Source organism: Streptomyces sp. PU-14G, assembly GCF_041028275.1.
Lineage (GTDB): Bacteria > Actinomycetota > Actinomycetes > Streptomycetales > Streptomycetaceae > Streptomyces.
On sequence record NZ_JASKYT010000225.1, the window covers coordinates 1 to 10,999 of the forward strand.

The 10,999-nt window shown below is 72.3% G+C and carries 11 protein-coding genes; 1 reads left to right on the plus strand and 10 read right to left on the minus strand.

The window, feature by feature from the left end; genetic code table 11:
• Nucleotides 1–134: 134 nt before the first annotated feature.
• From AB8Z75_RS23275 to AB8Z75_RS23300, 6 genes are read right to left on the minus strand one after another with little or no spacing between them, the layout of a single operon-like run.
• On the minus strand, nt 135–878 hold the full coding sequence (locus AB8Z75_RS23275; protein WP_369205043.1) for a DUF4310 family protein: 744 nt from the start codon (nt 876–878) through the stop codon (nt 135–137).
• A gap of 16 nt (nt 879–894) precedes the next feature.
• Nucleotides 895–1,686, minus strand: a complete 792-nt coding sequence (locus AB8Z75_RS23280) for a DUF4311 domain-containing protein (protein ID WP_369205045.1) — start codon at nt 1,684–1,686, stop codon at nt 895–897.
• A gap of 7 nt (nt 1,687–1,693) precedes the next feature.
• Entirely contained in the window at nt 1,694–2,029 is a 336-nt protein-coding gene (locus tag AB8Z75_RS23285; protein WP_369205047.1) for a DUF4312 family protein, read from the minus strand.
• Nucleotides 2,026–2,391, minus strand: a complete 366-nt coding sequence (locus AB8Z75_RS23290; protein WP_369205049.1) for an SFCGS family glycine-rich protein — start codon at nt 2,389–2,391, stop codon at nt 2,026–2,028. The genes AB8Z75_RS23285 and AB8Z75_RS23290 overlap by 4 nt, the downstream gene beginning before the upstream one ends.
• 18 nt (nt 2,392–2,409) lie before the next feature.
• The gene (locus AB8Z75_RS23295; RefSeq protein WP_369205051.1) at nt 2,410–2,811 is read right to left on the minus strand and encodes a hypothetical protein; all 402 of its coding nucleotides are present in this window, start codon (nt 2,809–2,811) and stop codon (nt 2,410–2,412) included.
• Nucleotides 2,808–3,950: an amidohydrolase/deacetylase family metallohydrolase gene (locus tag AB8Z75_RS23300; protein WP_369205053.1), complete on the minus strand. Its 1,143-nt coding sequence runs from the start codon at nt 3,948–3,950 to the stop codon at nt 2,808–2,810. Before AB8Z75_RS23300 ends, AB8Z75_RS23295 begins: the two co-directional genes overlap by 4 nt.
• Nucleotides 3,951–4,085: 135 nt before the next feature.
• Between AB8Z75_RS23300 and AB8Z75_RS23305 the strand changes: the two genes are divergently transcribed.
• The gene (locus AB8Z75_RS23305) at nt 4,086–4,841 is read left to right on the plus strand and encodes an IclR family transcriptional regulator (RefSeq protein WP_369205055.1); all 756 of its coding nucleotides are present in this window, start codon (nt 4,086–4,088) and stop codon (nt 4,839–4,841) included.
• Between the two features lie 126 nt (nt 4,842–4,967).
• On the opposite strand, the gene AB8Z75_RS23310 is transcribed toward AB8Z75_RS23305, so the two are convergent.
• The 4 genes from AB8Z75_RS23310 to AB8Z75_RS23325 all read right to left on the minus strand — a co-directional run.
• The gene (locus AB8Z75_RS23310; protein WP_369205057.1) at nt 4,968–5,741 is read right to left on the minus strand and encodes a DUF4232 domain-containing protein; all 774 of its coding nucleotides are present in this window, start codon (nt 5,739–5,741) and stop codon (nt 4,968–4,970) included.
• Between the two features lie 335 nt (nt 5,742–6,076).
• Nucleotides 6,077–8,371, minus strand: coding sequence for a hypothetical protein (locus tag AB8Z75_RS23315; protein ID WP_369205059.1), 2,295 nt, complete (start codon nt 8,369–8,371; stop codon nt 6,077–6,079).
• A 275-nt stretch (nt 8,372–8,646) separates the two neighbouring features.
• On the minus strand, nt 8,647–9,798 hold the full coding sequence (locus tag AB8Z75_RS23320) for a S1 family peptidase (protein ID WP_369205061.1): 1,152 nt from the start codon (nt 9,796–9,798) through the stop codon (nt 8,647–8,649).
• 213 nt (nt 9,799–10,011) lie between these two features.
• Nucleotides 10,012–10,999 (minus strand): MBL fold metallo-hydrolase (locus AB8Z75_RS23325; protein ID WP_369205063.1); only part of this gene is annotated, 988 nt, incomplete at its 5' end.

Here is a 10,999-nt window from a genome sequence, read left to right on the forward strand (position 1 = left end):
GATGGAGGCGGTCGCGGCGGCGATGATGACCAGGGGGCCCAGGGGGGGGGGGGGGGGGGGGGGGGGGGGGGGGGGGGGGGGGGGGGAGGGGGAGTCGGTCATGGTGCCTTTCTCCGCTGTCGTGACGGGGGAGTTCACTTGCCGGTGAGGGGGAAGAACAGGCCGAAGAGCATCGCGCCGAGAATGGCGCCGCCGGTCAGCGGCTTCTTCCACCAGTAGAAGAGCAGCGCGCCCAGGGTGGAGCCGAGCCCGACGGGGATGGAGGCGGTCGCGGCGGCGATGATGACCAGGGGGCCCAGGTACCGGCCCGCCGAGTTGCCCGCGCCCATCATCACGTCGGCGCCGAAGGTGGAGGTGTTCCCGGTCGAGTTGACGGTCGCGCGGCGGATCAGCAGGATCACACAGCCGATCGCGAAGCCGATCACCGCGCCGGTGGGCAGCGCCAGCCAGAAGTGTTCCAGCGGCGCGGTGACGCCGCCCGCCAGCAGCATGGCGGGGATACCGATGCCGACGCCGGTCTGCAGGGAGCCGCCGATGTCGAGGATGCCCACCATCGGGCCCTCGATGACGCGGGCGAAGAGGAAACCCGCGCCGAAGGCGGCGGCGGCCCCGTAACTCCCGTTTTCCATACCGCCCTTGAGCAGGGCGGTGACCGCGACGTCGCTGAAGGTGCCGGTCCGGTAGACGTAGTAGAGGTGTGTGCCGGCGAAGATGCCCGCCGCCAGGGTGGCGACGAACAGCGGGAAGGCCCACTCCGAGAGCCAGAAGCTGCCCTCGCCGGGCGCCTTGGTGCCGTCCGAGGTGGTGGTGGGGGCGCGCTTCGTGCCGGAGGCGGCGGTCGCCGCGCTGGGTGACGCGCCGGATTCCGCGTGCGCCATGCCTGTCTCCTGCCTCTCAGTCCGTCGGGGTGGTGCCGGTGGCGTCGTGGAATCGGCTCAGCCAGTGCGGTACGTCGACCTCCATCTGCTGGAGCAGTTGGACGTCCACCCCGCGCAGCAGCGCGCTCATCGCGAAGAGGGCCACGACGGCGCCCACCAGTACCCGGGTCACCCTGGTGCGCCCCAGGTCGTCCAGGGCCTTGCCGACGACGATGCCGAGCACGATCCCGGGGACGGCGTTGCCCATCACGACGTGTGCGAGGCCGCCCAGCGCGGTGCCCCAGCCGCCGGTGCGGCGGCCCGCGTCCACGGCCGCCATCCAGAACACGATGGGCATCACGGGGTTGATCAGCCACTCGGAGGCGGGCCCCAGCACCTCGGCCGCGACCTTCTGGAGCGAGTGCGGGATCGAGGCCGCGGTGGTGTTGAGCACCGAGACCAGGACGAGGCCGACGCCCGCGCCGAAGAAGGCCATGCGCCGGGGATTGTGCAGCGTCTCGGCGAGGTTGCGGTTGCGGGTCATGGACAGCGCGGCTGCCCAGTGCGGCACGATGCGGTGGTCCACGTCGGAGGTCAGCGCGCCGGTGCCGACCGCGCTGGCCCAGGCGTTGAAGAAGAACCCGAAGCCGAAGGAGAAGTGCGCCACCGGGTCGTTCTCGCAGGCGTTCAGCTCGCCCAGCGTCCTGAACGCGCCCATGCCCTGCACCTTGGGCGCGTGGAACATGCGGGCCACCCCGGCGGAAGCGCCGAAGCCGATGAGCGCGCCGATGACCATGGACTCCAGCAGAATGGTGAGGGTCTCGTTCACGGCCGTCTCACCTCATGCGCAGCGCGTGCTGGAGCGGGGTCAGCCGCTCCTCGCGCACGGTGAAGTCGACGGCGTCCAGGTCCAGTGCCGCGACCCGCACCTCTATCCGGAGCGTGAGCGAGAAGCGGGACCTGGTGCGGGCGAACAGCAGGCCCAAGAAGCGCTCCCGCCAGCGGTGCTCGACGGCCTCGACGACCTCCAGATCCACCGGCTCCACGCGGAAGCACACGCCGGTCGTGCGCTCGCCCGCGGCCTGCCGCACCCGGGCCATGGCGTCGGCGAACGCCTTGTCGCGCGTCGGGCCCGTGCCGGTGAGCCGCAGGAGGTGGCGGGTGTGTTTCATGCGGCCTCTCCCAGCTTCTTCAGCAGTGCCTCGGTGACCGCGTAGCCCAGCTCCTCGCTGTCCAGGAACCCGAAGCCGAGGACGGTGCGGCCCTGCTCGACGGCGGTGACGCCCGCCTGAGCCGTGCGCATCCCGAACTCGATGTCGTGGCCGTACTTGGCCTTCGCCGTCACCGCGCCGGCCCCGCCGCTGCCGCAGAAGGAGATGCCGAGTGCGGCGCCTTCGGCGGCCATGACGTCCCCGACCTTCATGTCGGCGCCGGGCCCCGGGATCAGCACGGGTTCGGCGCCCGCGGCCCGTACCCCGTCGGCGACGGCCTGTCCTTTGCCCAGCCGGTGCCCGATCACGATTTTGACGCTCATGTGTGTCTCCTGGTGTCTTCAGTGGGTCTGGGAAGCGGACGCGTGTGCCACCTCGAAGTGCAGCGCGAACAGCAGGACCTCGCTGTCGGGTGCGGCGAAGGAGCGGGGCCCGCAGTAGGCGTCCACGAGCCGCCTGGCCGCGGTCAGCCGGGAGGTGGGTACTTCGTCGTAGAGGAGGTCGTCGAGCTTCGGCAGGTCTTCGCGGTCGCGGACCCGCCTGACGAAGGCCAGGGAGTGCACCGCGAGGGCCAGCAGCCTCTCGTCGTCCAGGCGCAGGTGCTCCTCCCGCGCGTGCAGCAGGATCAGCGGGAGCAACTCCTCCAGCCCGGCGCGGTCTTCGGCGCTGACGGGCGTGGTCTCGGCGACGTTCTCCGTCAGGCGTGCCAGCACCTCGGCGGCCCGCCGGGAAGCGGAGTTCATACCGTCTCCTCCCGGTGGGTGAGCAGGTGGGGCCGTCCCGCGACGACGGTGCCGCGCGGCACGAGGCGGCGCTCCCCCTCGTGCTGTGCGCCGTCCGCGTCGGTGAGCGTCACAGGGCCGTCGCACAGCTGAAGCAGGCTCAGGTCGGCGAGCGCGCCGGGGCGCAGCGTGCCGAGGTCGTCCTGGGCCCCGAGCACCCGGGCCGCCCGCGACGTCGCGCAGGCCAGGACTTCCCTGAGCGGCATACCCAGCGCCAGCAGTTTGGTCAGCGTCTCGGTGAGCGAGTGCACGGGGCCGGTGGCGTTGCGGTTGTGCAGGTCCGTGCTGGCCGTGTAGGGCCTGATTCCGGCGGCCAGAGCGCGCCGGGCCGTGCGGAACGCGAAGCTGGAGCTGCCGTGTCCGACGTCCAGCCGAACGCCGCGCTCCAGCGCCGCCCACACCTGGGGGAGTGGCTCGGGGCCGGTGCCGAAGAGGCCGCCGGGCTTGCCGTGGAAGGCGTGGGTGACCACGTCGCCTTCGCCGAGCAGGTCCAGGACCTCGCCCAGAGCGGGTGGCTCGTTGCCGACGTGCACCATGACGGGCAGAGCGTGCGCGCCGGCCAGCTCCTTGGCGGCGCGCAGCGGCGCGAGACCGCTGTCGCCGAGGACGGAACGGCTCATCCTGATCTTGAGCCCGCGCACGGTGTCGGGCTCGGTGCGCAGCAGGTCGTCGCTCGCGGCCGGGTCCAGGTCGCGGCGGCCCCCGGACAGCTCGGCGTGGCCCCGGACGAGTCCGTGCCGGGAGATGTTGAGCCAGGCGCGTACGCGGGTACGGGCGGGGGCGATCATGTGGTCGCGGAAGTGCGGCCAGTCGTCACTGCCACAGCTGCCGGCGTCGACGACGGTGGTGACGCCCCGCTCGACCCCCGCCGAGTCGGCCGGTACGCCCAGCGCGGTGCGCTGGGGATAGACGTGGGTGTGCAGGTCGATGAGGCCGGGGGAGACCAGCAGCCCGGTGGCGTCCACGGTCTCCCGGGCGGCGAGCGAGCCGGGGGCGCCGACGCGGGCGATCCTCCCGTGGTGGACGGCGAGGTCCCCCCGCTCGATGGTGCCGCGCTCCGGGTCGGCCAACAGGCCGCCGGAGACGCGTAGTTCGTACATACACGGCCGCCTTTCGCGGGCGTGGTGAAAAGGGCACGATGCGGTGGTCGGAGTACGCCAAGCGTTCCGTAGAATGGATTGGCGTTCCGTTCAGCGGATCGTTGGCTAACTAATCAGATGGCGTACGGAGGGTCAATGGATCGTGAGAAGTCGGTGTCCGCGGGGAACGCCGTCGCCAAGGCGCTCCGCGTGCTCCAAGCGGTCGCACGGCCCGAACTCCCGCACCGCCTCAAGGACATCGCCGAGTGCGCGGGCGTCTCCAAGGCCAGCACCCACCGCATCCTCGCGACCCTGGCGGAGGAGGGATACGTCGTCGCCGACGGCGAAGGGCGCTACGGCGTCGGCTTCCAACTCCGCGCACTGGCCGCACAGGTCTTCTCCGACGACTCCGTCGGTATCGACGCCGTACTGCGCGCACTGCAGCAGCGGCTCGGGCAGGCCGTTCATCTCGCCGTCCTCAGCGGCGACCACGCCACGTACACCCACAAGGTCGACCCCGGCCACGCCTACCGCATCGCCACCGAAGTCGGAACGCCGCTGCCGCTGCACGCCAGCGCGGCGGGAAAAGTGCTGCTCGCGCACCTGCCGGAGGCCGAGACCGACAGCCTCCTGGACCGGGCGGGGCTTCCCGCCCGCACCCCGCACACCCTCACCGACCGGGAGGGGCTGCGCGCGGAGCTCGGCCTCGTACGCGAGAGGGGCTACGCCACCGAATACGAGGAAGCGGACGAGGCCGTGTGCTCACTCGCCGCCCCCGTCCTCGACCCCGAGGGCTACCCGATGGGCGCGGTCTCCGTCTCGTCCCTGGTCTTTCTCGTCACCCGTGAGCAGCTACCGGGCTTCGCCCCCGCCGTCTGCCAGGCCGCTCAAGAGGTCTCCAGGCGCCTGTGACCGGGCGGGGCGCCTGCCGGGGCCGTCAGGCGCACGGCACGGCCACCGGCCCCGCACGATGCGGGCCGGTCCTGCGCACGTCCGAGGGGCCGCGCATCGCGCCGAGCCCGTCGCCGGCCGGTGCGGTCACTTGCCGGCGCCGACGGGGCCGACAGTGACCCCGGGCCCGGTCCCGTCGGTGACGGGAAGGTTGATGGTGGCCGGTACGGACTCCGAGGCGGTCTCGTTGGGCGGGGTGACCACCAGGCTGTTGACGGTCACGCCGCTGCCACCGGTGTTGTTCGGCGGGTAGTGGAGGGTGAAGCGGGTCTCCTCGCCCGGGCTGACGCTGACCGAGGGCGCCGGGGCGTTGTTGCGGTTGGCGCTGAGAGAGCCCTCCCGCGTCTGCAGATCGACTCCCGGGAAGCCGTGGAGAGTGCAGGGGGCCGAGCCGATGTTCCGCATGTTCACCAGCAGAGTGCCTTCGCCCATGCCGTGCGAGCTGCTGAAAGCGAGCCCGGAGGTCTTGCACGGCGCGGTGCCGGGCGCCCCCTGCCCGGGCTCCGATCCCCCCTCATCCCCCGACGAGCCCGAGCCGCCGTTCCCCGGCGCGTCGGATGACTCCTTGCCCTGCTCGGACTTTCCGCCCTCGGAACGCGACGACTTCGAGGGGGAGGCGCTCTTCTTCGCGGACTTGTCCCCGGGCGAGTCACCCGGCGCGGGTGCCGCTTCTCCGTTGACCTTCTTCGGAGCTGACGCGTCCGCCCCCTCCCCGCCGCATCCGGTCAGGAGGGCGGCGGCAAGACCCACCGCGGCGACCGACGCGAGGCGCGTGCCGCCCCTCGCGAGCCGCCGCCCGGCGGCCCCCGCCTCGTCGGCCCGCCCGGTCGCCCGCGCGGTGTGCTCCTGTTGGTCCCTCACTGCCGTACCTTCCTGATCGTTTCGTCGCGCATCTGTGCCCGGCGCGGACAGCCTGCCCCCTCCTGACGCAGACGGCTCCCGCGCCGTACACGGAGTTCGATGCCTGCCCCGGCGGAAAAGTTCGCGACGGAGTTCCGCGTATCGGAACTTCGCGTATCGGACCGACGGTGAGATCTCGCCCGCACCCGGCCCCCGTGCTTGCGGCAAAGCGCTGGTCAGCCGTCGCACCGGCCGCTCAATGACCTCCACCACAAGGAGCAACTCTAACGAGCCAGGGGACGCGACCCTCCACGCAGGCGGCGGGAGGTGGGGCGAGCACCGGTCCAGGGCCGCCCTCAGGGGGCGCGACGGGCGTTCAGGGTGTGTACGGCAGCCGCGGCGTCACCGAGGTTGGCGAAGTCGACGGCGACGAAGTTCACCGGGCGACCGCGCTCGGCCTCGCAACGCCGGGCGCGGTCCAGGACGAAGTCCTCGGCGTTGACCTGCCGCGCGTCGATCCGGCTGCCGCCGCCGCTGGTGACGAAGTGGTTCATGAGGAAGAGCCGTTTGCCTTCCCCACCGCGATGGGGTGAGCAGGTCATGTCCTCGGGGGAAGCGAAGGCGTAGGGGGTCTCCATGCCGTACCGGTAGAAGTTGCGGTACCAGTCGGCCGGGCCGTCGGCGTGCTCCGCGAAGACGACGAGGCGTTTGTCGTCCTCGACCATCTGCCCCAACGTCGGCCAGGCCGCCTGCGGATCGTCGTCAGGGGTGAACAGCAGCCGGTCCAGACCGGCCTCGTGGAACGCGGACGCCGTCTGCTCGCCGGTGATGCCGTCCTGGACGATCAGCGTGACGACCTCACCCGGGTGCGCGTCGAGCCAGGACCCGATGTCGCGCAGGGTGTCCACGAGCGGGATCGCGCCGCCCCGGCAGACGGCGTGGCACAGCCACAACCCCGGCCTGGACGGGTGGGACCTGTCGAGGAGACCGGTGATCTCCTCGCGCATGTCCGGCGCGAACTCGGACAGCTTCAGCCGCTCGGCGATCTGGTCGGGCCGCTCCCAGGTGTGGGTGTCGACGAGCAGCGCACGGGCGCCGTTGTCGAGCTGCGCGGTGATGTCGCCGTCCTGGAGCGGGCTGATGAAGCGGTCTGCGGTCGTCGACATGGCGTTGTGGGTGGCCACGTACGCGGCCTGGTCGTAGCGCAGCTCGCACGACTGGCGGGAGCCGTTGCAGTAGGTCTCCTCGGAGCCGCTCGCGGCAGCCGGTACGAACGTGACGCCCAGAACCACCGCGGTGGTCGTCACCGCGGACATCCCGGCCAGCAGCTTGGTACGGCCACGGGCGGTCAGCGACCGCGCGGCCCGGGGACGCCGTCGCACCGAGGACAGAGCGGCCATCGACAATCCCGCCACAAGCGGGACAAGAGCGGCGGAGAAGCCCGCGAGGGTCAGAGTGCCGAGCGCGGTGCTCTCCAGATCCTCGACCAGCGCCGCGAGCGACGGCGGCCACGAGCCGGGCGCCTGCCCCCACAGGTCGTCCGCCTTCCACCGGACGGCCTGGAAGAGGCCCGCTGTCAGCAGACCCCCCGCCGCGAGACTCCAGCCGACGGCGCGCAGCCTGCGCAGCCGCCGGCGCGGCCCGGTGATCCACAAGAAGGCGACGGACAGGACACCGAGGACGACGGCGAGCGTGTATACCCGCCCCAGCGCCAGGCGGGTGACGTCCCGGGCGGACTGCAGAGCACCGACGTGCATGCCGGTGCTCTCCAGGTCGTCCACGACATTCCACCGGCCGCCCTCGGTGAGGCGCAGCAGCTCCCGTTCGCCTTCCTGCGCCCCGTCCCCGGCGCGCCCGCCGACCAGATGCGGCCCCGCAGCGGCCAGCGCCGTGGCGACATCGCCCACGCCCAGCGCGGCTTCGACCTGCGGTCGCAGCGCCGCCCGCTCGCTCTTCGGAACGCCCGAGAGCAGAAGATCGCTGACGTTCTCGACGGCCCGGTCGCTCAGCTCGACGGTGGGCAGATCCGCGGGGCGCCGCCCGGCGGCCACGTCCTTGAGCGCCGCCTCGACGCTCTCGACGGCTGCCGGGAAGTCGGCCTTCTCCCTGCCCTGCGCCTGGGACACCAGGCCGCTGAGGTACAGCTCGGCGAGCTTGTCCAGATTCGCCAGCACCGGCGTGAGATCGACCGAGACGGCCAGGGTGTCGGTCTCGCCCCGCAGATAGGCGGTGACGGCCGCGATCTGCTCGTCCGTCAGCTCCCGCACGGTCGCGGGCGGCAGGACCGTCTTCAGATTCGCGGTCACCACCGACTCGGGCACCGGGAGACGCGCCAGCAGGCTGCGGGTGACCGGCTGGGCCTCCGGGTCGACGAGCACTTCGTCGTAGAGCCTGTCGTAGGCCCGCTCGTCGTCGAGCACCTGCTGGTAGTAGCCGCGATCCAAGAGGGTGGTACGCAGGGTGCTGACCGTCGCCAGGACCGTCACGCACAGCACGGCCAGCACCGCAGTCAGGGCTCGTGCCGCAACGACCCAGCGTGCGCGGTACCACTGCCCGCGCCGGCCGGGGGCGCCCGACGAGTCGGGCGCGAGGACCTGCCCCCGCTCCTTGCCGCCCTTGTCGGTGACGTCTTCCTCCGTGTTCCGGGACAACGCTTCTCCCGAGGTCGTCTCGTTCGTGCCGGCCGGTGGTGCGCGGCCCGGGAGCGGCGTGCCGTCACGGCGCCGTGCGAAGCACGCACCTGGCAGCAAGGCTAGAGGAGCTGAGGCGCGGCGGCGGCCCGCGGGCACCGTGCCGGGCCGGTGTCTGCCCGGCCCGGCACCGCGCCGGCGAGACGAGTTCCCCGCGCACCTGACGCGCGGGCACCTTGCGGTTTCCGGGCGCGAGGGCGCGGGGCGTGGCGCGTGCGGTGGGGGAGGAGCGCGGATCAGGCGGTGTGCAGGGTCAGGCCGTAGCGGTCGAGGATCTCGTTGATGGGCTGGTACCACGTCTCGCCGCCGCCGGAGCAGTCGCCCCAACCGCCGGAGGTGACGCCCTGTGCCTGGTCACCGCTGATGAACGAACCGCCCGAGTCGCCGCCCTCGGCGCACGCACTCGTCTTGGTCATCTGGTGGACGGCGCCCTGGCTGTAGTTGACGGTCTCGTTCTTCGCGAGCACGGTGCCGCAGTGCCAGTGGGACGTGGACCCCGAGCGGCAGATGGACGCGCCGACCGGGGCCTCCGCCGAGCCGCGCACGAGTTGGTCCGAGACCGTGCCCCAGCCGAGGACGACCGGCACGGTCCACCATCCGCTGCCCACGTTGACCCACGCGTAGTCGTTGTCGGGGAAGGAGGAGCCCTGGAAGGTGCCGATGTAGGTGCCGTCCCAGCCGTTCACCGACTGCCCCGCACCCCCGCAGTGGCCGGCCGTGACGAACCCGCCGTGCACCGAGAAGCCGATGGAGCATCGGACGTTGCCCGTGTAGTAGGGGTCCCCGCCGACCGTGCCCGCGGCGAAGGTCTCGGGGGAGTGCTCCGTCGTGCGCACCGTCAGTGGACCGGCCCGGCGGGCCTGTGCGAGGAAGTCCTCGACGTCGTCGTCGCGCCGGCGATCCTCGCGGACCTCGACGACGACCCGGTTGGTCTTCCAGTCGACGCGCCAACTGCTCACGCCCGCAGGAGCGTCGAGCGCGTCGATGCGCTTCTTGACGGCGTCGAGTTCCTTCGCGCTGCGGTCGACCAGCTCGACGGTCGCGCCGGTGGCGCGCACCGCCGCCGTCTTCTCCCTGTCGGCCACGGCGACGGCCAGCTTCCCGCTCTCGGCGTTGAACCAGGAGCCCGCGTAGGCGGGCCCGGCCGCTCGCCGCGCCTTCTTCTCGGTGGCGGCTGCGCGCTTCTCCGCGGACAGCCGCGCCTCGGCCTGCTGCTCGCTGAGGCCGAAGTCCCGCTGCATCGCCGACAGTACGCCGTCGGAGGCGGGCTTTTGCGCCGCCGGCGCATCGGCCCCCGCCGCGGAGGACGGCAGGGTTCCCGCCGCCACGAGCGCGCCGCTGACCAGCAGTGCGGAGAGGACGGCGCGCCGAGTTCTGGAACGTCTCATGGATCGGCCCTTCGTTGTTCCAACGTCATGGGGGTGGAACAGCAAGGCCCGGGGGTGCCCCGGGGTATGCCGGTGCGCAGATTAGCGAGGGATCATGAACAGGTCCATGCCAATGCGGTCGTCCCTTCCGCGGTGCCCGCGCCTCTCCGAGCCGTCGCCGCCCTGCTGACCGCACGGCCACCGTTGCTCCCCCGGGGGCTCCGCCGCCCCCCGCTACGACGTCGGGGCCGCCTCGGTGGCGTCCGGTCCCGAGGCGGAGGCGGCCTTACGCTGCGGGGCCGCGGCGGTCGGGGAGCCGCCGGGGCGCCCCTCGCCCGTGCCCCGGGCGGCGGCGCGCCACCAAGGTGCGGACGGGACCTCTTCCGCGGTCGGCTCGAACGGCTCTCCCGGACGCGGCAGAGCGGCCCGCGCGCCCACTCGCGCAGCCGCCTCGACGGTGCCCTCCCCCGGCTCCTCCCACGGGTGCGGCGCCAGGCTGAACGTCGCCCAGTGGATCGGCAGCACGACCCCGGCGGACGGAGTGCGTTGCAGATCCAGATGCGCCTGGATTCCCTCGGCGGGCGTCATGTGGATGTCGGGCCAGTGCTCGCTGTACGCACCGACCTGAATCATCGTCGCGTCGAAAGGACCATGCTCAGCGCCGATCTCCCGGAAGCCGGGGAAGTACCCGGTGTCACCGCTGTGGTAGACCCGGTGACCCGACGGCCCCTCGGCGACCCAGGACGCCCAGAGAGTGTGCTGCCGATTGCGCAGCCCACGCCCACAGAAGTGCCGCGCCGGAGTAGCGGTCAGCCGCAGGCCGTCCACCTGCGTCGACTCGGTCCAGTCCAACTCCCGTATCCGGCTCTCCCCAACGCCCCAGCGCTCCAGGTGCGCTCCCACGCCGAGCGGTACCGCGAAGAGCGTGTCGGTCGAGGCCAGTGCGCGGATCGTGGGGAGGTCGAGGTGATCGTAGTGATCGTGGGAGATGACGACCACGTCCACCCGGCCGAGCGAAGCCATCGGCAGCGGCACAGGGTGGAGCCTCTTGGGCCCGGCGAACGCGAACGGGGAGCACCGCCGTCCCCACACCGGATCGAAGAGGACCCGTCGACCGTCGATCTCGGCGAGCACGCTGGAATGTCCCATCCAGGTGAGCCGCAGTCCGGAGGCCGGGGACCCGGCCAGATCCTCGGCCGTGGTGGGGTGCAGGGGCACGGGG